32 protein-coding genes are annotated in these 23416 nt (G+C 58.9%); 29 read left to right on the top strand and 3 right to left on the bottom strand.

What is annotated here, in order from left to right:
- The first annotated feature begins 13 nt into the window (after positions 1-13).
- Complete coding sequence (locus tag ICA15_RS01130) at positions 14-178, top strand: hypothetical protein (RefSeq protein WP_210555639.1); 165 nt, start codon at positions 14-16, stop codon at positions 176-178.
- Between the two features lie 207 nt (positions 179-385).
- Here ICA15_RS01130 and ICA15_RS01125 read toward each other — a convergent pair whose 3' ends face one another.
- Positions 386-850 carry a type II toxin-antitoxin system HicB family antitoxin gene (locus ICA15_RS01125; RefSeq protein ID WP_083352060.1) on the bottom strand — a complete coding sequence of 155 codons (465 nt, stop codon included), beginning with the start codon at positions 848-850 and terminating at the stop codon, positions 386-388.
- Between the two features lie 50 nt (positions 851-900).
- Complete coding sequence (locus ICA15_RS01120; RefSeq protein WP_210555640.1) at positions 901-1083, bottom strand: type II toxin-antitoxin system HicA family toxin; 183 nt, start codon at positions 1081-1083, stop codon at positions 901-903.
- A 178-nt stretch (positions 1084-1261) separates the two neighbouring features.
- Here ICA15_RS01120 and ICA15_RS01115 point away from each other — a divergent pair, with 178 nt between their 5' ends.
- The 20 genes from ICA15_RS01115 (at position 1262) to ICA15_RS01020 (ending at position 13605) form a co-directional block, all read left to right on the top strand.
- Entirely contained in the window at positions 1262-1576 is a 315-nt protein-coding gene (locus tag ICA15_RS01115; protein WP_162276419.1) for a phage holin, lambda family, read from the top strand.
- Positions 1573-1950, top strand: coding sequence for a hypothetical protein (locus tag ICA15_RS01110; RefSeq protein ID WP_210555641.1), 378 nt, complete (start codon positions 1573-1575; stop codon positions 1948-1950). Before ICA15_RS01115 ends, ICA15_RS01110 begins: the two co-directional genes overlap by 4 nt.
- Complete coding sequence (locus tag ICA15_RS01105) at positions 1919-2107, top strand: hypothetical protein (protein ID WP_318010465.1); 189 nt, start codon at positions 1919-1921, stop codon at positions 2105-2107. The genes ICA15_RS01110 and ICA15_RS01105 overlap by 32 nt, the downstream gene beginning before the upstream one ends.
- Positions 2108-2160: 53 nt before the next feature.
- Positions 2161-2352: a hypothetical protein gene (locus ICA15_RS01100; RefSeq protein ID WP_210555642.1), complete on the top strand. Its 192-nt coding sequence runs from the start codon at positions 2161-2163 to the stop codon at positions 2350-2352.
- Positions 2349-2537, top strand: a complete 189-nt coding sequence (locus ICA15_RS01095) for a hypothetical protein (RefSeq protein WP_210555643.1) — start codon at positions 2349-2351, stop codon at positions 2535-2537. The genes ICA15_RS01100 and ICA15_RS01095 overlap by 4 nt, the downstream gene beginning before the upstream one ends.
- Positions 2538-2606: 69 nt before the next feature.
- Complete coding sequence (locus tag ICA15_RS01090; RefSeq protein WP_274611372.1) at positions 2607-3164, top strand: HGGxSTG domain-containing protein; 558 nt, start codon at positions 2607-2609, stop codon at positions 3162-3164.
- Entirely contained in the window at positions 3151-4452 is a 1302-nt protein-coding gene (locus ICA15_RS01085; RefSeq protein WP_210555645.1) for a terminase large subunit domain-containing protein, read from the top strand. The genes ICA15_RS01090 and ICA15_RS01085 overlap by 14 nt, the downstream gene beginning before the upstream one ends.
- 7 nt (positions 4453-4459) lie before the next feature.
- Entirely contained in the window at positions 4460-5923 is a 1464-nt protein-coding gene (locus ICA15_RS01080; protein ID WP_210555646.1) for a DUF4055 domain-containing protein, read from the top strand.
- On the top strand, positions 5916-6959 hold the full coding sequence (locus tag ICA15_RS01075) for a minor capsid protein (protein WP_101158911.1): 1044 nt from the start codon (positions 5916-5918) through the stop codon (positions 6957-6959). Before ICA15_RS01080 ends, ICA15_RS01075 begins: the two co-directional genes overlap by 8 nt.
- Positions 6960-7042: 83 nt before the next feature.
- Positions 7043-7741 carry a hypothetical protein gene (locus ICA15_RS01070; RefSeq protein WP_210555647.1) on the top strand — a complete coding sequence of 233 codons (699 nt, stop codon included), beginning with the start codon at positions 7043-7045 and terminating at the stop codon, positions 7739-7741.
- A 6-nt stretch (positions 7742-7747) separates the two neighbouring features.
- A complete protein-coding gene (locus ICA15_RS01065) occupies positions 7748-8800 on the top strand; it encodes a coat protein (RefSeq protein WP_210555648.1) in 1053 nt (350 codons plus the stop codon).
- 212 nt (positions 8801-9012) lie between these two features.
- On the top strand, positions 9013-9567 hold the full coding sequence (locus ICA15_RS01060; RefSeq protein ID WP_210555649.1) for a hypothetical protein: 555 nt from the start codon (positions 9013-9015) through the stop codon (positions 9565-9567).
- Positions 9568-9607: 40 nt separating this feature from the next.
- The gene (locus tag ICA15_RS01055; RefSeq protein WP_210555650.1) at positions 9608-9997 is read left to right on the top strand and encodes a DnaT-like ssDNA-binding protein; all 390 of its coding nucleotides are present in this window, start codon (positions 9608-9610) and stop codon (positions 9995-9997) included.
- Positions 9998-10000: 3 nt separating this feature from the next.
- Positions 10001-10360, top strand: coding sequence for a hypothetical protein (locus ICA15_RS01050; RefSeq protein WP_210555651.1), 360 nt, complete (start codon positions 10001-10003; stop codon positions 10358-10360).
- Positions 10360-10935 carry an HK97 gp10 family phage protein gene (locus tag ICA15_RS01045; protein WP_210555652.1) on the top strand — a complete coding sequence of 192 codons (576 nt, stop codon included), beginning with the start codon at positions 10360-10362 and terminating at the stop codon, positions 10933-10935. Before ICA15_RS01050 ends, ICA15_RS01045 begins: the two co-directional genes overlap by 1 nt.
- Complete coding sequence (locus ICA15_RS01040; RefSeq protein WP_210555653.1) at positions 10932-11327, top strand: phage tail terminator-like protein; 396 nt, start codon at positions 10932-10934, stop codon at positions 11325-11327. The genes ICA15_RS01045 and ICA15_RS01040 overlap by 4 nt, the downstream gene beginning before the upstream one ends.
- Before the next feature lie 8 nt (positions 11328-11335).
- A complete protein-coding gene (locus tag ICA15_RS01035; protein ID WP_210555654.1) occupies positions 11336-11818 on the top strand; it encodes a DUF1983 domain-containing protein in 483 nt (160 codons plus the stop codon).
- A gap of 67 nt (positions 11819-11885) precedes the next feature.
- Positions 11886-12806, top strand: a complete 921-nt coding sequence (locus tag ICA15_RS01030; protein WP_210555655.1) for a phage tail tube protein — start codon at positions 11886-11888, stop codon at positions 12804-12806.
- A 71-nt stretch (positions 12807-12877) separates the two neighbouring features.
- Entirely contained in the window at positions 12878-13363 is a 486-nt protein-coding gene (locus ICA15_RS01025; RefSeq protein ID WP_210555656.1) for a hypothetical protein, read from the top strand.
- 2 nt (positions 13364-13365) lie between these two features.
- Positions 13366-13605, top strand: coding sequence for a hypothetical protein (locus ICA15_RS01020; protein ID WP_210555657.1), 240 nt, complete (start codon positions 13366-13368; stop codon positions 13603-13605).
- Positions 13606-13767: 162 nt separating this feature from the next.
- On the opposite strand, the gene ICA15_RS01015 is transcribed toward ICA15_RS01020, so the two are convergent.
- The gene (locus ICA15_RS01015) at positions 13768-14244 is read right to left on the bottom strand and encodes a hypothetical protein (RefSeq protein WP_210555658.1); all 477 of its coding nucleotides are present in this window, start codon (positions 14242-14244) and stop codon (positions 13768-13770) included.
- Between the two features lie 147 nt (positions 14245-14391).
- Between ICA15_RS01015 and ICA15_RS01010 the strand changes: the two genes are divergently transcribed.
- Genes ICA15_RS01010 through ICA15_RS00975 form a run of 8 tightly spaced genes read left to right on the top strand, consistent with a single transcriptional unit; the run spans position 14392 to position 23393 of the window.
- On the top strand, positions 14392-14733 hold the full coding sequence (locus ICA15_RS01010; RefSeq protein WP_047297603.1) for a superinfection immunity protein: 342 nt from the start codon (positions 14392-14394) through the stop codon (positions 14731-14733).
- A gap of 53 nt (positions 14734-14786) precedes the next feature.
- Entirely contained in the window at positions 14787-17690 is a 2904-nt protein-coding gene (locus tag ICA15_RS01005) for a phage tail tape measure protein (protein ID WP_224450797.1), read from the top strand.
- A 19-nt stretch (positions 17691-17709) separates the two neighbouring features.
- Positions 17710-18294, top strand: coding sequence for a hypothetical protein (locus ICA15_RS01000; protein WP_210555659.1), 585 nt, complete (start codon positions 17710-17712; stop codon positions 18292-18294).
- On the top strand, positions 18294-18896 hold the full coding sequence (locus ICA15_RS00995) for a hypothetical protein (RefSeq protein WP_210555660.1): 603 nt from the start codon (positions 18294-18296) through the stop codon (positions 18894-18896). The genes ICA15_RS01000 and ICA15_RS00995 overlap by 1 nt, the downstream gene beginning before the upstream one ends.
- 2 nt (positions 18897-18898) lie before the next feature.
- The gene (locus ICA15_RS00990; RefSeq protein ID WP_210555661.1) at positions 18899-19297 is read left to right on the top strand and encodes a DUF6950 family protein; all 399 of its coding nucleotides are present in this window, start codon (positions 18899-18901) and stop codon (positions 19295-19297) included.
- Positions 19294-22374, top strand: a complete 3081-nt coding sequence (locus ICA15_RS00985; RefSeq protein WP_210555662.1) for a DUF1983 domain-containing protein — start codon at positions 19294-19296, stop codon at positions 22372-22374. Before ICA15_RS00990 ends, ICA15_RS00985 begins: the two co-directional genes overlap by 4 nt.
- Positions 22375-22377: 3 nt before the next feature.
- The gene (locus tag ICA15_RS00980; RefSeq protein WP_210555663.1) at positions 22378-22734 is read left to right on the top strand and encodes a hypothetical protein; all 357 of its coding nucleotides are present in this window, start codon (positions 22378-22380) and stop codon (positions 22732-22734) included.
- Positions 22731-23393: a hypothetical protein gene (locus ICA15_RS00975; protein ID WP_210555664.1), complete on the top strand. Its 663-nt coding sequence runs from the start codon at positions 22731-22733 to the stop codon at positions 23391-23393. The genes ICA15_RS00980 and ICA15_RS00975 overlap by 4 nt, the downstream gene beginning before the upstream one ends.
- Positions 23394-23416: the final 23 nt, after the last annotated feature.

The raw sequence follows: 23416 nt of genomic DNA, 5'->3' as shown, positions 1-23416 counted from the left end.
GCTGGAGGTGTGCGTGAAGCTGAAAGCCAAAAGCAATCTGCTGGAGCACGCCAGAACGGCTTGGGAGGCGGTCGCACGCCAAGTTGGCGAGACCGACTTCTCGCGCCATCCGCGCACCGGCGAGTATCTGCATCCCGGTGTCGCCATGGGTTGGCGCATCCACAAAAAGAATCTGTAGTTTCACCTGTAGCCAGGGCAGCCTTCGGGAAGGCCTGGACGTCGATAGCCGGATAGTGCGACGCACGGATCAACGCCGGCAGCCCGCGCACTCTGACCTCACAATGCTTTCAGGGTGGCGCGAGACAGGATCAGCGAGATCGATGCAAATGGGCGTCGACGCTGGGATCGTCTTTGGCCGACAGCTCGGAAAGACGAGCGCACCTATTCAGGGTCTCGGAGCCAAACCTTTTGGAGGTCGCCCGGTGCCAGCGGCAAATGCATGCTCCTTCACGATCTGCAGTCGAAGGCCGAACTGATCGAGAGCGTCCTCCAAGCTTTCCATCTTCGACGTGTGCTCGAAATCAACAAGCCGAGCGGCTGCTGTAGGAGAGATACCCAGCATCGCAGCCAGGTCTGCTTTTGATTTTCCGGTGTGGATCAATTGATTCCAGAGGATGATTTTTGCCAGCGTGACGGCCGAAAGCCGCACGTGGTGATCGCCCTGTCCGGACGCGTGAGGAATTTCACGTTTTTGATCCACGTAAATCGAGAGCGCCAAGGTAAGCCCATCGGCAGCATTTTCCAGCAGCTCCTCCAGCGTATCCCCAGCGCTATGAGCTTCTGGGATGTCTGGGCATGTCGACCAGAAATGATCGGACTCTTCGTGAGCGACGATTTTGTAGTTGTACATAAATTTCCTCTGTTGAGAGCTGACTTGTCGCGAGCAGATGAGTTGGGGCCTCATTTGAGGCCCAGTTGTTTGATTATCTCTTTCCGAAGCCCTTCACCTATTTCCTTAGATCCGTGGCTTGGAAAGATCGCTTGTCGGTCCTTGTAGCGAATCTTGAAGTGGCTGCCTTTTGCTGACTTCGAAAACTCGACCCCTCGGGCCTCCAACCATCTTCTGAACTCGCTGTACTTCATCAACCCTCCTTTGTGTGTTGATGGAGCCAGTTTAAACACATAAGTGTTTAGTGTAAACACTTATGTGTATTTCCCCTCGCGTTCGGAAACGGAAATTCTTAATTCGGCTTCCCTGCAAATATCTGCACAGGCCGATCAATCTAATCTCCCCAAGGGGGAGGCAACCCGGATGCCAAACATGCCTGACAAGCCAGACACATGGGCCAAGATCTGGCTGGCGTTGAGCAATCCGCTCTGGCAGGGCGTGATCATGTCCATCACCGTATCGTTGCTTCGAGTCATGTACGACGCGAAGGAAACCAGTAAGCGCCGTATCGTTTTCGAGGCGCTGATCTGTGGATCGCTGAGCTTGGTCGCGTCCAGCATTATCGAGTGGATGGCCTGGCCTTCCAGTCTGTCGGTTGCTGCCGGTGGCACGATCGGCTTCCTTGGCGTGACAGCCATTCGCGAGCTGGTGACCCGCTTCCTCGGTCGCAAGGCGGATGCCGCATGAAGGCCTTCGCTGCAGCAATCATCATCGCCCTGGTCGGCCTGCTCCTCATTGGGATTCAGCAATCGCGCGTCGTCGCCCTTCGCGGGGAGGTGGCATTCGAAGCCAGCGAGAAGAAGAAGGCGGTCGACGCCAACCTCGAAAGCCAGGCCACGATCACCACGCTACGCGCCGAGGCCCAGCGCAACGCCGATTACCAGAAAGACCTGAGCAAGCGCTTGCAGGCTAGCCAGGCCAAAGCCAGAAAGGCGGAGAAGAACTTTGAAGACCTCAAGCGCAACAGCAAGCCTGTTCGTGATTGGGCTGCTCAGCCTCTGCCTGACGGCCTGCGCGGGAAAGCCGCCAGTGGTAACAAAGACACAAGCCGTAAGAATTGAAGCCCCTGAGCTGATCCCCTGCGAGCGGGTGGACCAAGACGAAGCCGACCTTCGCCTAAACGGTGACGTGTGGGAATTGAAGAACCAAGCCATCAACCTGCTCGACACCTGTGCAGATCAAGTGGACGCGCAGATCAAGCGCAGTCAGAGCAAGTAGGTCGCGACACGTTTCGAGAGAGTGCAAATTGTGTCGCGACACTGGAGCAGAGAATGACCAACATAACCCGCCTGCGCCACGCGCTTCCATTGAGCGCGGACATCAACAAGGCCGTGACAGATCTGGACGCCGCTATCGCCAAGGCGATCGATGAGGCCAAAGCTGCCGGCTTGCCTCAAGGGCTGGTGGTGGCGATTCTCCACGGACAGGCTCACGCCCAGACTCACGAAATGGTGAAGGCATGAGCGCAGACATCCACGACATCGCCGACCAGCGCCCGCATTTAACCGTAACGGCTCATGACGGTGTGCACGTACTGCCCTGTGAGCTGATCCGATCAGTGATCGCCGGCGACAAGCCATCCGCCATCCTGAGTGAGCCGGTAGTGCAGCGGATCATTGAAGAGTGGTTTAAGAACCTAACCGAATGATCGTTGAATGGCGTTCGAACGACGTTCAATGACCCGTTCTGCGAAACACCCCATGAATGAGGCGTGACCATGGCCCATTGCGGCGCAAAGAAGCGCAGCAACGGGGAACCATGCAAGCGACACGCTGTACCGGGTTCCTCTCGCTGCAAGCTACACGGCGGAGCGGCCACCAAGGCCAACAAAGGCAATCAGCACGCGCGGAAGCACGGCATCTACTCCGACACCCTGACTGACGATGAGCATGGTCTGTGGGATGACATCGGCATTGGCACGTTGGATGACGACATCAAGATCGCCAAGCTCCAGCTGCGACGTGCACTGATAGCCCAGGCCAAGGCTGAGGCGGGCGATGGTCTTGTTCTCGATATGGAGAGCATCAGCACACAAGCAACTGATCCGCAGGAAGAGGGCGAGGATCCGAAAGAGCCGGGCCGCCCATCAATGACAACCCAGCGTCGACGCCAGGGCTACGAGGACATCATCAACCGCCTGCTTGGCCGTATTGGTGACCTTGAGTCGAAGCGCGCCGACATGATCAAGAAGCTCGACCCTGAAGACGACGGGCCATTGCCTCAGCGCATCGAAGTGGTGGTGACTGACGCGAGACGACCGAATGCCGAGCCTTAACGTACCCCAAGCACAGTTTCTGGCACTGCCTCACAAGTTTCGCGCATTCGTGGCCGGGTTCGGATCTGGTAAGACGTGGGTTGGCTGCTCCGCGCTTGGGAAACACTTTTGGGAGTGGCCGCGCATCAACGCCGGTTACTTCGCTCCAACCTACGCCCAGATTCGAGACATCTTCTATCCGACAATGGAGGAGGTGGCGCACGACTGGGGCCTTCGCACTGAGATCAACCAGTCGAACCATGAGGTCCATGTCTACAGTGGTCGGCAGTACCGCGGCACTGTGATATGCCGGTCGATGGAGAAGCCGCAGACCATCGTCGGCTTTAAGATCGGTCACGCCCTAGTGGATGAGCTGGACGTGATGAGTCTGATCAAGGCTCAACAGGCATGGCGAAAGATCATTGCCCGGATGCGTTACAACGCCCCAGGCTTGCGCAACGGGGTTGACGTAACGACGACCCCCGAGGGTTACAAGTTCGTCTACCAACAGTTCCTCAAACAGGTGCGCGACAAGCCTTCACTCGGCGACATGTACGGTCTGGTGCAGGCAAGCACGTTCGACAACGAGTTGAATCTACCGCCTGACTATATCCAGTCGCTGATGGAGTCTTACCCGCCGCAACTGATTTTGGCCTACCTCAACGGCCAGTTCGTCAACCTGACATCGGGCTCGATCTACCACGCGTACGATCGCAAGTTGAACAGCTGTTTCGACACTGTGCAGCCCGGCGAGCCGCTGTTCATCGGCATGGACTTCAACGTCGGAAAGATGGCGGCGATTACGCACGTAAAGCGCGATACCGGCCTGCCGCGTGCCGCTGATGAGCTGGTTGATGGCTACGACACGCCCGACATGATCAGGCGCATTAAAGAGCGCTACTGGCGCTACAACGGCCAGGATTACGAGAAGACCTGCGAAATCAGGATCTATCCGGATGCCTCGGGAGGTTCGCGCAAGTCCGTGAATGCCAGCGAGACGGACATCGCCATTCTCCGGCAGGCGGGATTCTCAGTGATCGCGCCGGCGGCTAACCCGCCAGTGAAGGATCGAATCAACGCGATGAACGCCATGTTTTGCAATGCCCAGGGCGAGCGCCGCTACCTGGTGAACCCGCTCACCTGCCCGACCTATGCGGACGGACTGGAGCAACAGGTGTGGGCGCCCAATGGTGAGCCAGACAAGAAATCCGGCGTCGACCACGCGAACGACGCGGGCGGCTATTTCATTCACCACGACTACCCGATCATTAAGCCGATGACCCATATCCCCGTCACCTTCACCTTCTGAGGCCAATATGCCCAACTACAGCGCCAAACGGCAGGAGTACGACGACGCCTTGCCCGGTTGGCAGCTGGTCAAGCGTTGCGTCAAGGGGCCGCGAGAGGTTCGCAAGTACAACGAATACCTGCCCATGCCGGATCCGCTCAATCAGTCGCCCGAGAACATCGCGCGGTATGAGCAGCTGAAGAAGCGCGCCATGTTCCTGAACGTGGTTGGCCGCACTCGCACCGGTTTGCTCGGCGCGGTGTTCCGCAAGACGGCCGAGATCGAGCTCCCATCGGCAATTGACTACCTGATCGAAAACGCCAGTGGTGACGGGTCGAGCCTTGAGCAGTTGAGCAAGGAGTCGACCGGCGAATGCCTCGACACAGGGCGCGGCGGGCTGCTGGTGGACTTTCCAAAGGTTCGGCTACCAGAAGGCCAGACTGCACTGACCGTGGCCCAAGCGGCCAATTCGCGCGCCTTCATTCACTTCTACTGCGCAGAGAGCATCATCAACTGGCGCGAGGACGTGATCGACGGCGTGCGCCGGCTGACCTTGGTGGTGTTGCACGAGAAGATCAACGAGCCCACTGCCGACGGGTTTGAGTTCACCGCCAAGGATCAGTACCGGGCGTTGATGCTGCGTGACGGCAAGTACGTGCAGAGCGTGCACAGCTCCGACAACCCGGAAGGCGAAGAGACAATGCCGGCGGACAAGGCAGGCCAGCCATTCCACCACATGCCGTTTCACTTCTTCGGCTCCGAGAACAACGACGCGAGCATCGACAAGGCCCCGCTCGAGGACTTGGCCGAGGTGAACATCCTCCACTACGGCAACAGCGCCACGGTGGAAGAGTCGGGTTTCATCGCATCGCAACCCACGCTGTTCATCACCACCGACATTGACCCGGACAGTTTCATCAAGCTGAACCCGAACGGTATGCAGATCGGCTCACGCAGGGGTCACAACCTCGGCAAAACCGGCTCCGCCATCTTTCTACAGGCTGATGAAAGCCAGCTTGCCCGCGAGCTGATGAAGGACAAGGAAGAGCAGATGCTCATGATCGGCGCCCGCATCGTCCAGCAGGGCGGTGGCGCCGAGACGGCAGAGGCAGTTCGCATCCGCTACAGCTCGGATAACTCGGTGCTGGGCACGATCGCCGGCAACGTATCCGAGGCTGTGCGGCTTTCCCTGTTCGATGCCCAGCGCTTCATGATGGATGCGATCGACGAGACCGGGACCGTCTTCTGGCTCAATCAAGAGTTCTTCGATCAGGTCATGGACGCGCAGTCGATCCTGGCTCAGATGCAGCTCTGGCAACAGGGCATCATCGCCAAGAAGGACTTGCGCACGAACCTGCGTCAGGCGGGTGTGCTGGAGTCTGACCGCACAGACGACGACATTGACGACGATCGCGAGGGCGAGGCGCCGGTGCCGGGTAGCGAAGACGACCCGCTGAAACCGAACGAGGCGCCAGAGGTGAAGGATGAGTAGTGAGGGCTATCTGACGGATGCCACCACTCGGCACCAGGTGTACGTCCAGCGATACGCCGGCGGCAACCTGAAGCGGGTGGCGTCATTCATCAGCAAGGCCATCAATACGGCGAAGGCTCGCGTGGCGGCAGGACTGAGCGCCTACGGCACGCGTCGGTATACCTCGCAGATCGAAACGCTCCAAGGAGATTTGCGGGGCATCTACGACGACATGAAGGGCAGGGCTCAGCTCGACCTCGGCGAGTTCGCGGTCTATGAGGCTGAGTTCAACGGCAAGATGCTGGGCAAGGTCATTAAGGCCGTTGTGCAGTTCAACGTGCCATCAGCTGAGATGGTGAGCGCGGCGGCACTGGCTGACCCGATGTTGCTGGAGGCTCGCAAGGGTGTGCAGCGGATCAGCATCAGCGGTGCGCTTGACCAGTTCGGCACGAAGAAGGCAGCCGAGATCATCGGCGAGATTCAAATCGGCTCCAGCCTGGGCGAGACCAGCCAGCAGATCGGTCGGCGTCTTACCAGTATCCACCAGTTGCATCAGGATCAGGCTTCATCGCTCGTTCGCACCATGACCAACCATGTCGCCAGCACGGCGCGCATGGAAACGCTCAAGGCCAACGACGACATCCTGCAGGGCTGGCGCTGGATCTCCACGCTCGACAGCAAGACCAGCGCCATGTGTCAGGCGAGGGATCAGCACATCTACGGATGGGACGACCCCAAGCCACCCGGCCACTGGAATTGCAGGTCAGGCGCGCTGCCAGTGCTGAAAGATCAGTTTGCCCGCGAGATTCCCGGTTCTACCCGGCCCTCAATCGGCCCTGACGGCGTCACGCTGGTCTCCAGCAAGACGAGCTATCAGGAGTGGCTTTCGCGCCAGCCTGCTGCGTTCCAGCGAGATATCCTTGGCCCGAACCGCTACGCGCTCTTCACCAAGGGCGAGCTGACGCTGGAGAAGTTCGTGGATGACAACGGCAAGACGCTGACCCTTCAACAGCTGAAAGACCTTGAGCCGCTGGCTTTCGAGCGAGCAGGGCTCTGACAAAGAACCACACAAACGACCGGCCTTGAGCCGGTTTTTTTATGCCTGAGGCTGAGCCAACGGCAAATCATCCGGGGGATGACATGAAGTACAAGATCAGCAAGGCTGAATACGAAGCGCTCGATGCGGCCATGCAGGCGCTCTACAAGGCGATGGGCGATGACTTCGTTCTCTTCGTTGAGGGCTTGCCTACGGGCAGCGATGACCTCGAAGGCTTGCGCAACCAAGTGCAAACGCTACTCACCGAGAAGAAGGAAGAAAAGCGCAAGCGCGACGCAGCCGAAGCGGAGCAGCGACGCCTGCAAGAAGAATCGCAGCGAGCGAACGGCGAATACGAGCAGCTGTACACCAGCTCTCAGCAAGCCCTTGAGCAAGAGCGCACCCGATTGGCTGAACTGACCCAGAGCATCGAGCGCCGCGACCTGACGTCGGCAGCCTCGAAGGTTTCCAGCAGTATCGCCGACGGCGAGAACGCCGAAATCCTCGCTGAGTTCGTCCAGCGCCGCCTGAAGATCGTAGACGGGCAGGTGAAGGTCACGGATGCCGCCGGCAACCTGACCATCGCCAGTCTCGAAGACCTGGCAAAAGAATTCCAGCAAGCGCCGCGCTACGCATCGCTGGTGCGCGGAACGAAAGCGAACGGTGGCGGGGCTACCGGGGGTAGTGGTGGCGGGGCCACCAAGCAGTTGCACGAAATGAGCGATGCCGAGCGCATCCAACTCTCCAACGAAAATCCGACCTTGTTTAACCAAATGGTTCAACAGGCAAAATCCAAGGAATAAGGCCCCATGCCAATCACCACCATCGGCAATATCATCACCGGCAATATCCCGGTGCTGACTTCGTACCTGACTGAGGACCCGGTAGAAAAAACCGCGTTCTTCCAGTCCGGCATTCTGACCCCAACCCCTTACGCGTCCGAGATCGCACGCGGCCCGTCGAACATCGCGAACATTCCTTACTGGAAGGCGATCGATACATCGGTAGAGCCAAACTACTCGAACGATGTTTACGCCGACGTTGCGGAGCCGCGCAACATCGAAACCGGCGACATGATGGCGCGCGTTGCGTACCTCAACGAAGGCTTCGGTCAGGCCGACCTTACCGTTGAGCTGACCAGTAAGAACCCGCTGCAATCCGTAGCGGCTCGCCTGGACAACTTCTGGCAGCGCCAGGCTCAGCGACGCCTGCTGGCGACTTCGCTGGGCATCTACAACGACAACATCGGTGCTACCGACGCATCGCACACCCAGAACGACATGGTGATCGACGTGTCCGCAGCTGGCGGCTTCGATGCCGGTGCATTCATCGACGCAACCCAGACCATGGGTGACGCGCTGATGAGCGACAGCGGCCAGGTTCTCGGCGTGATGGCGATGCACAGCTTCGTGTATGGCGACATGCGCAAAAAGCAGCTGATCGACTTCATCCGCGACGCTGACAACAACACTCAGATCGCGACCTACCAAGGTTACCGCCTTGTGATCGACGATCAGATGACCGTCATCGGTAGCGGCAGCTCGCGCAAGTTCATCAACGTGATCTTCGGCCAAGGCGCGATCGGTTACGGCGAAGGCAATCCAGAGCACCCGACAGCCTACGAGCGCCAAGAATCGCGCGGTAACGGTGGTGGTGTCGAAGTCTTGTGGAGCCGCAAGACATGGCTCCTGCACCCGCTGGGGTACAGCTTCCTGTCTGCGACCATCACCGGCAACGGCACTGAAACCACGCCGCGTTCTGCGTCTTGGCAGGATCTGGCGCTGGCGACGAACTGGAGCCGTGTGATGGAACGCAAGCACATCCCGATCGCGTTCTTGGTCACCGGTGTGCCGGCGCCTTAATCCATAGGGGCGGTTCGCCGCCCCACTCAGGAGTAAATGCCGATGGCTACCCCAAAAACTGGAAAGGGCTTACCCCGATCTCTGCGGACCGCAAAGCCGGCCGCAGCGACGGTTCAGGTCGCCGCCGATGCAACTAACGGCATCGCTGCCGGCGACCTTCAGGCCGCGCTCAGTGCGCTGGCAGCCCGAGTAAAAGCACTGGAGACACCGTAATGACCGATAACAACGTTAAGAAAACCCGGTTCGCCGGATTGGAGCAGGACGAGAATGGTCAGGTCCGACTGAAGTCGGACGATGTGGCCGATTCTGATTTGCTCGGTCATGGCACGCCTGAGAGCGGCGGCGAGCTCAACGGTGGCGGCGAATTGCAGGCTCAATTCGCAAAGCTCAAAGCTGAGAATGCCGGCCTGACCTCTCAGCTGGAAGAAGTGGGGAGACTGGCCGCCGGCCTTGAAGCAGGCGTACTGAATCCTGTTGAAGGCGAAGGCCCAGCGATGCGCCTGTATCAGACCCTGTCCGGCATCCAGTCGAGCATGCAAGGCTTGGCAGATGCCCGCGACGCTGCGGTAAGTAAGTCTGATGAGCTGCAGAAGCAGGTCGATGACTTGCTGGCACAGGCAGAGAAAGATCGCTTGGCCGCCGCGACCGACCCGCTCGAAGAGCTGACTGTTGTGCAGATCAAGGAACAGCTCGACGCCAAGGGCGTGGCCTACAAGGTCAACGACTCGAAGCCTGAGCTGCTCGCTCTGCTGAAAGCCAACAAGTAACACTCGGGGCTTCGGCCCCACTCATTCAAGCGGAGGCCTGATGGCTACCTACATCACCGTGGCGGACGTTGACGCCGAGCTCGGGCCTTCATGGGCTCCAGATGACAAAAAGGCCCGGGCGGTCCTGCAGGCCAACGCCTATCTGACCTCGCTAAACCTGACTGGCGTTGATATGGACGCCATCCCTGAAGAGGTGAAGCAGGCCGGCGCCGAGCTGGCGGTTGTCGCCTCCGAGGGCAAGCTGTACCAGCAGCACACAGAGGGATCGCTGGAGGCCAAGACGGTGAAGGCCGGATCGGTGACCACCAGCAAGACGTTCGCCTCGATCGATACCACCAAATCTACCGCGCTGCCCGATGGCGTCCAGTTCGCACTGGGGCTGCTCGCGCCATGGCGTGCCAGCGGCTTCAGCTTCAACGTGTACAGGTGACCCATGGGCCTACGTGAAGAGATCCAAGCTGATCTGGCCGAGGCCTTCGACACTGATCTGGCGGACGCCGTGCAGCCATTCAGCGGCGGCGTGACGCTGCCGGGAACGTGGGATCCGGTCACTGAGGCGGCGGGCGACCCTGTTGTGATCGCCTACACCGGCCGGGGCGTGTTCGACGCGTTCAAGATTGCTCAGGTCGATGGCGTGAACATCCGCGCCACCGACCAGCTGCTGATCGCGCTGACCAACGAAACGATCGGCGGGGTTCCGGACATCGGACACAAGATCAACGATTTCGACGTGGTCAACGTCCAGACCGACCCGGCCGGCGGCCATTACGAGATCCAGCTGAGGAAAGTCTGATGGCCAATAAAGCCGGCTGGAGCCATAGCCTCACGGACTTCGCCGATCAGGCTGGCGAGGACATCACCCAAATGGCACGCGTCATCGCCACCGCCATGCTCACGGAGGTGGTGAATCGCTCGCCGGTGGGCAATCCTGACCTGTGGCAGGCCAACGTGGCGTTGCGCACGAAGAACGTGGCGTTGGCGGATGCGTATGACGCGAACGTCGACGCACGTAACGCGGCGCGCACCGGTGGCCGAGCCTTCAAGAAACTGACCAAGCGCGAGCGCGAAGAGAACTATTTCGTCAAAGCGCAGGCGGCGGGGAAGGGGTACATCGGCGGCACGTTCCGAGGTAGTCACCTGGTATCGATCGGCACGCCCGACATGACCGTGACCGACAACATCGACCCGTCCGGCCGCGAAACGATCAGCAAGGGCAGCATGCTCATCAAGGCGTCGGGCCAGTTTCCCGTCATCTACATCCAAACGAACAGCCCCTACGGCGAGATGTTGGAACTGGGGCATTCCACGCAGGCGCCCGGCGGGGTTTATGACCTCGCGTTCATCGGCGTATCCGAGGCCTACAAATGACCTTCGAGCAAATCAGGGCGCTCATCACCGCGCGCATGGTGGCCTTCACCGGCATTGAGCAGGCGCGGATCGATTACCCGAACCAGCCGGAGGTGTTCACGCCGCCGGCGACCGGCCTCTGGTGCCGGCTGAATATTCAGTACGCCTCGGCCTTCATGGCTGGCATGGCTGACCGGCCACACACCCGCAAGCCCGGGCAGATCAGCATCCAATGCTTCGCCCGCGAGCGAACCGGAACCAAGGCCATCAACGAACTTGCCGACGCGCTCGAAGCGCACTTCGCCTACTGGATGTCCGGCGACCTTGAGTGCATGGAAGCCAGCCAAGTAGTGGCCGGCGAGTTCGAGGGCTTCTACCAAATCAACGTCAACATCCGGTTTCGCGCCGGCTGAGAGGGAAAATGCAGAGCGCAAATTATGTGCCGGGTGTCTCCGGTTGGAAGATCGACAAGAGCGGCCGATTCGTACTCAACGACGGCAACCAGCGAATCATTGCTACGAGCCCGATGATCATCACGGCCGGCCCCGGGCAAACCAACGATCAGGCCAATGATTCAATCCGAGCAAGCATTACGAGTGAGACCGAGGCTCGATGCAAGGTCGATGAAGCGGTGGCCACTCACATCGGCGCCATGGAATGCAGTCTCTCCAAACCTTTCGTTGTTGTCGATGGCGTGATGTACATCCGCCAGGCATCCATCAAAGAAGCCGATCTCCAAGCCAAGATCGGCGACAACTGGTCGGTCAAGATGGAGTTGCGCAAAGGCAAATATGTGGCTGCCGGTATCGGACTTGGCATCGCGTCGCAGTCTCAGGTTGATGCTGATAAGTGCCGCATTCACTGCATGTGCGGCGGCGGTCCTGCCGGATTCGAGCAGACATAAACAGCCCTTTGATCCTTCCAGCCCCGCCTTGAGCGGGTTTTTTTATGCCCGCGAATAGGAGGCTCCAATGAGCTCTGGCGCAAAAGTTGTAAGCCACATCATCAAGGAGGTGACGCCAGGCGTTACCCCCGTCGGCACTTGGGACACGCTGCGCCTCACCGGCAACGCGCTAACCCCGACCGTCAACACCGAAGTCAGCGACGAAATCACCGACACCCGCCTGAGCCAGGGCTCGGTGGCTACCAGCATCGATATCGGCGGCGATCTGACGGCCGAGTTCTCGTTCGGCTCTTTCGACCAACTGCTCGAAGCTGCCTTCTACGGCGTCTGGACGGCTGACGTGCTGCGCGTGGGCGATACTCGTCACACTTTCAGCATCGCCAAGGGCTACAACGACGTCGGCGTCTATGGCGTGTTCAAGGGCGCGCACGTCTCGACTTTCGCGTTGGACATCCCGTCCGAAGGCAAGGTGACCGCCACGTTCAACATGGCGTGCCTGGACTACACCGACGGCGACACCCCGATTGTCGTTTCGCCGAATGCGCCGACCACCACGCCGTTCCTTTCGAACAACAACGTCGGCACGATCCTGGTGAATGGCCAGTCGCTGGAAGGCGTGGCCTGTGTCTCGGCCATGACCGTAAACCTCGACAACAGCCTGCAGGCTCAGCGCTGCCTTGGCTCCGATCGTCTGGGGCCGGGCGCACACATCGCCACCGAGGCGGCGGTCACCGGCAGTATCACGCTGGCCTGGTCGAAGCGCGCGTGGGAGATCTGGAAAAACACCTTCACGCGGACGCCGATCGCAGTTGTGTTCCCGATCACCGACTCGCTGGGCAACAAATACACGTTCAACTTCCCAGCAGTGGAAGTGGACGGTGAGCTGCCGAATGGTGGTAAGCGCGACCTGATCGAGGTCACGCTCAACTATACCGTCGCCAAGCTCAGCCCGACCATCACCCGCGAAGCGGCTGATCCAACCCCGTAAACCCTTTGGTTCCCTCGGTTCAAACGCCGGCCGGGGGAGCTCTTTTATTGGCGTGGCCTTGAGGAACTGAAATGGCTCTGCAACTGGGCAAGAAGAAGCCGGCGCTCGCTGGTGAGCGATGGGTGAAGTTTGACGACGATACCAAGATCCTGCTCGCCAGCATCGACAACCCTGAATATCAAGTCGCCCTCGAGCGCATGTGCCGTCGGATCGTGCGCAACGACGCGCGGTTTGAAGAAGGCCAGGTGGGTGTGATCGCTGGCGAAATGACCGAGCACCAGAACCACGCAATGCTGCTCAGCCACTTCATCGTGAAGGACTGGGAGGGCGTGCTGGACGCCGACGGCAAACCGATCAAGTACAGCCCAGCGGTGGCTGCTGAATTGCTCGAAAACAACATCGAATTCTTCATCTTCGTCCTGCGCGAAGGCGCGCTGGCTGCAAATGACGCCGCCGAGGAGCGAGCTGAGTCGGTGGGAAAGCAGTCGCCCGCTTCGAGTGGGAGCAAGATTGGGGCGGGGAAAGCGAAAAGCGCAGGGCGGTCTACTCGCGCCTGAAGATGGCCATCCCCGGCGAGCCAGAGAATGACCCGCTCACCGCCTACCTGCTCAACTTGTACCGGAACGTTTCTCGCGGCCGCCGGTACATCGCCGGCATGGCTGGGGCGTTTCCGCTGCCGCTTTCGGCGCGGGAGATATCCGACTGGCTGGAGTCTCACCCATCACCGCTGCCGCGCGATGAGATTGATGACGTGATGTTTGCGCTGGATGCGGTGTGCTTGGCTGGGGATGATGAGTGAACGCTTGAGGAGGGGGCTATGAAAAGGGAAAGCTTGGTTCGCATTCGCTGCATAAGAGTCGCGACGACTGCAGGCGAGTGCGGCGCCCTGGGAGGCACCGCATTGGATATTCCCGATTATCAACAGGGGCATATCTTTCATGAGTGCTACGCCAGAGCGGATTTAGCTGACGTAGAAACGGAAGATGTTGCTCTTGTAATCCATCACGAGCCTTCCTGATTTGATGACCAGAATTCCGATAATGAGACTCTGGCCTATACCTCCTTCATCAATAAGGGGGGATGAAAAAACATCAGTCTCGTATTGGCTTCCGGTTTCGGGAAGGAAGATGTGGGCTAGATGTTTAGTCGAATCTATCCAGCCCGAGGCGCTGCGCAACCTGGCTGTATCTATCTGAGGGCAACCGGCTTCGGCAATTAGCTCGGGCGTCGCAAAATTGAAGTCAGCCCCAGTGTCTAAAAGCGCATAAACGGGCTTGAACCCCGTAAGTTCTCGCGCCCCGGCGCCATGGTCTGGGTCGTGCCTAAGCGCCGCCACGATGACCGGGCTGCCTGGAGGGAGTGTGTACACATTACCGTCTCTTCTCGCAAATTTGATCGTCGCGAATTTGGCTCCATCCGGTATGGCATAAGCGCTCAATTTTATCTCCTTGAAAAGTTCGTATATTGATCGGCGGCAGAACGCTACTACGCAGTTCGCTTTTGAGCTACTGGGCATTCGTACAGCCCGCTTTGGCGCTTACTGCGGATGGTGGTAGATTGCAGCCATTACTCAGGGAGGTTTGGCATGCAAAACGATACCGGTCCACTGGGAGTGCTGGTCCTGTTGTTCGTGGGATTTTTGGTCTACTTCATGCCAAGTCTCAACGCGCGCCACCGCCGGCACCCAAATTTCAATTCGATCCTTCTGTTGAACCTGTTCCTTGGCTGGACGCTAATTGGCTGGGTGGTCTCCATCGTGTGGTCGGCGTCTTCCATTCCGCCGATTGAACCAATCAGGGTTCGCCCTGAGGCGGAGGCTTCTGAGGACAAGTATCAAAAGATAGAGCGGCTCGGCGGGCTAAAAGAGAAAGGCCTGCTCACTGAAACTGAGTACGAGGCTGAAAAAGCCAAAATCTTGCAGAGCTGAATGCCTGCACAAATGACCCGCTTCGGCGGGTTTTTTTATGCCTGGAGAATGGTATGGCTCAAACATCGCGCTTGGTTTTGGAGATTGATAGTCGGGACGCAGAGCAGAAAGCTGCGGACACGCGAAAGGCTCTGGAAGCCCTTGAAAACGTCGGCCTTCGCGTCAAGCCTGCGATGGATAAGGCCGGTAATGGTATGGAGGGAGCGGGGAAGAGTGCCGACAAGGCCGCGAAATCGCTCTCTTCCGAGCGAGATGAAATCGAATCTCTCCTTGGCCGAATCGATCCGCTTACAAAAAAATTAGGGGAGCTTGACCGCCAAGAGCAGGAGCTGGCTCGTCATCGCGCTTCCGGGAACCTGGACCTCGATACCTACACTGATTATCAGTCGAGAATCAGTGCAACCCGGGCCGAGCTCACGCGCTTCAACGATTCCATGACTCGGACGGGAAACACCTCAAAGCAAACTGCCGCCGCAATGAGAATGTTGCCGGCTCAGTTCTCAGACATTTTCGTATCGCTTCAGGGGGGGCAGGCACCGCTGACCGTTTTCCTGCAGCAAGGCGCTCAAATCAAAGACTCGTTTGGCGGGATCGGCGCAGCTTCCAAAGCGTTGGGCGGCTACCTGATGAGCCTTGTGAATCCATTCACTGTTGCGGCATCGGCGGCGGGCGCCCTGGCACTCGTGTATTACGATGCCGAAAAAGAGGTCAGCGCCTTCAATAAGGCTCTGTTTTCAGGTTCGGCAAGCTCCGGGCAGACTTCGGCGAGTCTTTCGAAGATCTCAAAGGACACCGCGACAATCACTGGCAACCTGTCTCAGGCCAAAGACGCCGTGGTGGCGCTCGCCGCCAGTAGCGGACTCAGCCAGGTCCAGTTCAAGAATCTTGCCGAGGCATCAGCTTCAATTTCAGAGTTCACTGGAAAGGGCGCGGGTGAGGTTGCCAAATCTCTGGGAGACATGGGCGACAACGCTACCAAAGCGGCAGAGAAGATCAGTGCCCAATATGGATTGCTCACATCCGCTCAGTACGAAGTGATCGTCGGCCTGGACAATCAGGGCAAGAAGCAGGAAGCACTCGATTCCCTAAGTGAGTCGCTGAACCAAAATGCTCAAGAGCGGCTGAAGAAATATCGCGACTCACTTTCAGAGGTCGAGCGCGACTGGAACGATATAGGCACCGCTATCAGCAATGCTTACTCCAATGTCAAAAGCTCACTTTTCCCAGATCTGAATCAGGAGATTGCGAATCTGGAGAAGGTTCTGGAAGGGCGAAAGTCCGGAGGCTTTCTATCGAGCCTCTTCAGCGACGAGCTCGGCCCGGACAGCCAGTCCACAAAATTCATCGAGGCACAGCTTAAAGCTCTGAAGCAGCAGCGTGATTTAGCTGCCTCGAAAGCCGAAATTGATGCCTCCGCAACTCGCCAGAACCAAGAACGTATCGCCGCCGAAAGCAAGTGGGCCTCAATTACCAGCAAAAACATGTCGGATCAGAAGAAGTTGGCGCTGGAAATTGCCGAAGCGAGGAAAGTCGGTGTCGAGGCCGGCAAGTCACAGGCGGTGATCGACAAGGAAGTAGCCGATATCCAGGCAAGGTTCGATAAGAGCCAGCCGAAGGAAAAGGCTTACAACGAAGACGCCGGCATGAAGGCGCTCGACCAAGCCCGCCAGCAATATGCCGTGCTGCAACAGCAGAACTCGCTGATCGGCGTGCAGAAAGGTGAGGTCGATAAGCTAGGCGCCGCCGGGCAGGCGCTGGTGAAGTGGGAGCAGGAACTCGCCGACATCAAGGGTAAGCAGATCCTGACGGCCGACCAGAAGGCTCTGGTTGCGAACCAGGAGCTGATCACCGCCCAGCTGAAAAAGAACGCCGCGCTTGAGAAGGAAAACCAGCTCAAGAAGATATCCACGGAGGAGACGCAGAAGCTCGCGGCATTTCAGACCAATCTGGCCAGCCAATTGGCAAAGGCACAGACGGGCTTGGACAACAACCTCGCCGGCATGGGGATGGGCGACCAGCAGCGTCAGCGCTTGCAGGAACAGCTCAGCATTGAGCAGCAGTACCAGTCGCAAATGGATGCTCTGCAGCAGCAGCGCAACGAGGGGCGCATCAGCGAAAAGCTTTACAGCGAAGAGACTGATGCGCTCCGCTCAGCGCTGCAAACCCGTCTCGCCATGCAGCAGCAGTACTACACGGATGTGGACAAGGCTCAGTCGGATTGGGCGCTCGGTGCTTCGTCGGCATTTCAGACCTATTCGGAGCAGGCCCGGGACGTCGCCGGACAGACCCGCAACCTGTTCACCAACGCCTTCAGCAACATGGAAGACGGCATCATCCAGTTCGTTAAGACCGGGAAGTTGTCGTTCAAGGATTTGGCGGACGGCATCATCGCCGACTTGATCCGCATTCAAGTGCGCCAGGCGGCGGTGGGTATCTTCGGCACGATCTTCAGCGGGCTGACCGCCGGTGGCGCTGCTGCCGGCAACGGCCTTGCGGCCGGATCGGCGGGCGCAACGTCTTCCACGCTCGGCGCATCTGCCGCTGGCTACAGCTCGAAGTTCGGCTTCTCCGACGGTGGCTATACCGGTGACGGCGGCAAGTTTGAGCCGAAGGGCGTCGTGCACGGCGGCGAGTTCGTTGTCCGCAAGGAAGCGGTCAGTCAGCCAGGTGCTCGGGAATTTCTCGAGCGCATGAACGCAAACGCCAAAGGGTACGCGGATGGCGGCTACGTCGGCGCTACCGCTGCGGGATCTACCTCCAATGTCGTTCCGATCTCGTCGGGGTCGTCCACTGCTCCGGTCATCCAGCAGAGCTTCAGCTTCCAAGGCACTCCGGATGACGCCACCGTCAACATGGTGAGGGAGGCAGCAATGCAGGGCGCCAAGGGCGGCTACGAGCTGGTCGTGCGCGACCTGAAAATGAACGGAACCATCCGCCAGCTGATCGCGAGGCGCTAAGCAATTTAAGGAGTACTGCATGGCTCTCACGTGGCCGGCTTCGCTGCGCCCGTCAGAAATGACGTGGGGCATCGTCAACAACAGCAGGGCGTTTACCTCGACGCTCTCGAACGCCCAGCAGATCGTCGGCTACCCGGGCGCCTATTGGCAGTGCACCTTGACCTTCGGATTGCTGACCAGAGAGCAGGAGCGACAGCTAACCTCTTTCCTCGGGAAGCTCGACGGCATGATGGGTACATTCAACCTTCCGGCATTCACCCGCCATCGCACCAACAGCGTCGGAGCGCTGGCCGTGGTCACTGGCAATGCTCAGGCGCGATCGATGGTCATCGGCGGCGCGCCGGCGAATGCTGCTGTGTTCGCTGAAGGCGACTACATCACCATCGCGGGCGAGATGTTCGAGGTTACCGATGCGGCATCGGCGAACGCGCAGGGCAGGGTGACGGTGTCAGTCAACAAGCGCATCCGCAAGACGCTCACAGCCGGTACCGCTGTCGAGTACCTCAATCCGTATTCGGAAATGCGCATGACTACCGACACTTGGGCAATGTCCATCAAGCCGGTGATCGCGAACGGCAGCTACCAATTCAGGGAGGCTTTCTAATGCCATCAGCATTTCCGTTCAGCCAGAGCGTTGTGAACATCATCGCCACCGGCCGCTTCATGCCTGTCTACGCCGTGCAGCTCGACCTCGTCGACGGCATGGTATTCGCGCACACCGGTACCGGTGATCTTGTGGTCGATGGCATCACTTACCTCGGGGTCGGCAATTTCGGCCAGGTCAGCCAGTCGCAGGAGAGCGACAACTCCGGATCGCCAATGTCGGTCGAGCTGACGCTCAGCGGGCTGGATGCCTACATCCTCTCAGAGACGAACGTCCGGGGCTGTCGAGGGCGAATGGTAAAAGTCATATTCGTGGTGTTCGACGAGACCGGCAACTACGCGGCGGACATTCTGTTCTCTGGTCGCATGGACGCGGCGAAGTTCTCCTTTGCCGGCAATGGCGAGGACGGCAACAGCATCACTGTCCCGGTCATCGATCGCATGGCCGAGTGGAGCCGTACCGGCACCGAACGATTCACCGATGAAAACCACCGAGCGCGCCATCAGGGCGACCGATTCTTCTACGCCATCGCCCAGATGTCCGAGTGGCCCATTTATTGGGGCTCGAAGAAGGACGCACCGACATTCACCTATGGAAGCTAGCCATGCGCTACCGAGACTGGACAACCCGTCTGAACGAAACGATCAAGGCCGCCCAAGAGCGGCCTTTTTCATGGGGCGAATTTGACTGCTGCCTGTTCGCCGCCGACTGCACGGCCTCGGTGTGTGGTGTCGATCCGGCGGAGAACTACCGCGGCAAGTACACGACGGAGACCGGCGCCAAGCGGCAGTTGAAGAAACAGCACGGCAGCCTTGAGGCTGCATGGGATGTCCACTTCGCCCGGGTGCCGCTGGGTTTCATCCAGCGCGGCGACGTCGTGCTGTACGACGCACCAGGCGGCCGAAGCATGGCCGTTTTCTGGGCTGGAGATTACTGGGCTGCAACCGATGACGGTGCGGCTCGGGTTGAGTGCGAGCCATTGGCCGTGTGGAGAATTGAATGAGCGGCGGCGTTAAGAAACTCGCTTCAGTCGTCATCGGCGCGGTGGTTGGCTTTGCTCAGGGCGGCCCATGGGGTGCTGTGGCTGGCGCGGCGCTTGCCTTTTACGCAGCAGAGCAGCAGGAAAAGCTCAACACCAAGTCGCCGCTGCGCGACAACGAGCCGTCCGCCCAGACCGTACGCTCCTCGAAGGCGCCGGTGCGCTACATCCTTGGACGCGTTTCCACCGGTGGCGTGCTGGTGTGGGCGCAGGAGCAGGCTGGCGATCAAGGGGAGGGCGAATGGCTGCACCTGGTGTACGTGCTTTGCGAAGGGGCGATCGATGCCCTCGAAAACATCTACCTTGGCGAAGAGGAAATTGGTTCGTTCGGTCCGTTCGCCACCTACGAGCTCGTCGTCGAGCCGACGCAGGTGAATGCATTCCTCAAGGCCAACTGCCCGGACTGGAAAGACTCACAGATCGGTCGTGGTTTGTCCTTTGTACGCATCTCTCTTTTTTACAGCGCCGAAAAGTTCCCGTCCGGCATTCCGGACACTCGCTTTGTCGTGCGCGGCCGCAAGGACATTTACGATCCCCGGAGCAACACGGCGGGCTACAGCGCAAACACTGCGCTGCATCTGCTGTGGTACCTCCGCGCCCGCTGCGGGGTTCCTGACGATGAAATCGTTTTCGAAACTTTCGCCAGTGCTGCGAACGTGTGCGACGAGGCCGTCACCAATGCGGACGGCTCTACCAGCCAGCGCTACCGGAGCGGTTGCGTGATCGGTGCAGACGAGCAGCGAACCGGCGTCCTGCAGAAGCTCGAAGCCGCTGCTGGTGGCCACCTGATCCGAGTTGGTGGTCGCTGGATGTTCCAGGCCGGCGCCTACTACGGGCCGTACGACTTCGAAATCACTGAAGACATGGTGATCGGCACCGTCACCGGCAGCACAGAACCCACCAATGACTCGGCGATCAACACGGTTCGCGGTACGTTTATCGACCCGTCCCAATCGTGGACAGAGACCGATTACCCCGAGGTCAGTGTTGCCGAATGGATTGTTGAAGACGGCGGCGAGGCGGCGGAAACGCTGACCTACTCCTATGTCACTGACCCCTATCAGGCCCAGCGGCTGGCGAACATGGAGCTGCGCCGGCGCCGTGCTGGTGGCGCTATCAGCATCCCGATGAACTTTGCGGGCTACAACTGCCGGCCGGGCCGGGTCGTGCGTGTCAACCTGCCTTCGCTGAACATCCTCGGCGAGTTTATCGTCTCTGATTGGTCAATGGGCGACCGCGAAGGCTGCACCGTTCAGGTCAAGCAATACGAGCCTGCGATATTCGATGATGCGGTGGGGCAGCCGTATAACCCGATCGGATTTATCAATTTGCCATCGGGCGGTCTTGGTTCTCCAAGCGCGCTGACGTGGACTCAGGACACCACCGCCGAGGTAATTCAGGGTCTCCTGTCCTGGCTGCCGCCTAGCGGCATCGTGAAGGAATACATCGTTATCGTGCGCCAGGGTACGACAGCGATTCAATCGCACAACGTGCCGTCGACCTCGACAGAGTGTGCAATCAATGGCTTGCCGTCAGGCAACTACACGATGAGCGTGGCCGCCGTAGGGCCCATGGCCCGATCGGGTGAGGTGACGATCACCGTCAGCATCAATGGCCCACCCATCCCGGAAAGCTGCGTGGTGCAGTCTTCTATCGACAGCATCGTGCTGATTCCGAGCAACTCGCAAAACGGACTGAACGGAGGCACCTACGAGTACTTCTTTAGCACGTCACCGACAGCCACCTCTGCTGATGCCGAGTATCTGGGGCAGGGGCTCTCCTTCACTCACACGGGGCTGGGCTTCTGGACGAACTACTACTATTTCGTCCGCTCGTCGAACGCCTACGGGAAGAGCTCTTTTCTTTATGTTCCGGCACAGACCTCAAATGATGTTTCGGCCTACCTCGCGGCACTTGCCGGGAAAATCACGGAGACAGAGCTAGGTGAGGATCTGCTGGCAGAAATCGAGAAGATCCCAGGCCTGCAGGAGCAGATCGACGCACTGGATGGGCTGAAGGGCTACGACCCTGAAGTGCCCTACGTCGAGTACGACCTGGTGGTGCAGGGCAAGCGGATCTATCAGGCCACTGGCCCGGTTCCTATCCAAACCCCGCCGCCGAACCCGCTTTACTGGCTCGACGTCGGGCAGACGGTGGAAACAGCCAATGGCCTTGCCCAGCAGGTGGCAACCAACACTGCCGAGATTACAGATCTCGACGGTGTTGTTACTGCTCAAGCCACAGCGTTCGAAGCCCTGCGTGCCTCCTCTCGGGAAGATGATGGGGCTGGAGATCTCGCGGACGCCATGAAGGGCTGGACCAGTACGGCTTCAATTGCTGAGGAGAGCAAGGTTCGCACTTCTGAGAATGAGGCGACAGCCCGGCGGCTGGTCACGTTTGACGCGAAGGTTGCGGCAAACGAGGCGAACATCACCGAGTTGACTCAGGTGGTTTCTACCACTAACTCGGCGACGGCTACGAAAATTGACCAGCTCAATGTGTCGGTTGCACAGCAAGGATCTGACATTCAGCAGAACGGCTCAGCTATCCAGCAGAACACTGCGGCGATTCAACAGACCTCGACTGCTTATGCGGACACCGCCGGCAAACTGAACACGATGTGGTCGGTAAAAATGCAGGTCACGGCGAATGGGCAGTACGTCGCCGCGGGTATCGGCCTCGGCATCGAGAACACTGGCGCCGGGCTGCAAAGCCAGTTCCTTGTGAGCGCTGACCGTTTCGCCATCGTCAACACCATTGCCGGCGGTGCCATTGCGGTGCCGTTTGCAGTTCAGGGCGGGCAGGTTTTCATGAACTCGGCCTTCATCATGGACGGATCAATCACCAACGCGAAGATCGGAAATTACATCAGCTCTTCCAACTACATCGCCGGCCAGCAAGGCTGGATCCTGAACAAAGACGGCACACTCGAAATAAACGGCATCGTTCCAGGGCAGGGGCGTCTGGTGATCAACTCACTGAACGTTTCGGTCTACGACGCCAACAACGTGCTGCGTGTTCGTCTCGGCTATCTGGGGTAATCAATGGCTCTATTTGGCCTTCGTGTCTTCAACGAGAGCGGTCAGCTCGCCATGGACACCAACAGCTTCACCTATCAGGTGATTTGGCAGGGCGTGATTGACTTCAGCGGGACTGTGCCCAGCTACACAATTGCGATACCTGGTTTCAACCCTGCCAATTGCGTGTTCATGATCATCCCGACGAGAGCACAGGACGTGCAATCTTCGGAGACCGACGGCAGCGGGAATCAAAAGTCCTACCCGTATGTCACGACCTCGGTGAATCAGGTTGTTGTAAGACCTAAAAACCCTTCCTCCAGCGCTTCCACGATTCAATCAAGGATCGTCGCCAAAGGGTACGCGATCAGGTATTCGACATGACCTTTGGATTCCAAAGCATCAATGACAATTCATTTGTCCAGATCGATTCGGAGGCACCCAGGCTTTGTGTGCTCACCAAGGGCACCTATTCAGGTGTGGCAAGCGCATCGGGCACATTTGCTCGGGCGGTTACCAGTCAAGATCCGCCCATGGTTTTCATTCGGCCTGATCAGGGCGGAGCGATTCAAGTTCCAATTTCGGTCTGGTTTACCGGTGGTCCGGGTAACTGGACTGGTTTTGCGATGAATGCCTCGCGAGTCAATGAAACCCTAAGCGGTCAGTACTTCGTGGCTGCATGGGCGTCTATGGGCACAGCTGCGTACGGTATGAGGCTGTGGGACGGTGCTGGATCGCTCGTTTACGACAGCGGAGCGCCCGCGGTGGTTGTGACATTTGCCGGCGGGAACTGGACGTACCTCGGTGATGAGATCCTCACAGTTGGACGTCGCTATATCTGGACGATCAACAAAGCCCTTGGGGTTGGCGAGTACGTATCTTTAAACCCCTTCGCAATGAACTGCCACAACAATGCTTCGGGTGGGGGATGCGCTCTCGGCGTCGACTACGCAAACGGTCGAATCGTGATGTACAGCCTCGCTACGACTGCGTGGACCGACCAAGGCCACCGCCCATTTCTCTGCGCCAAATTGCTGGCCTGAACCTTTCATTTCTGGAGATACAC

Source organism: Pseudomonas sp. P116, from assembly GCF_020149425.1.
GTDB classification, from domain to species: Bacteria; Pseudomonadota; Gammaproteobacteria; order Pseudomonadales; family Pseudomonadaceae; genus Aquipseudomonas; species Aquipseudomonas anatoliensis.
Note: the sequence above shows the minus strand (reverse complement) of the source record. Positions and strands in the feature narration are given on the sequence as shown.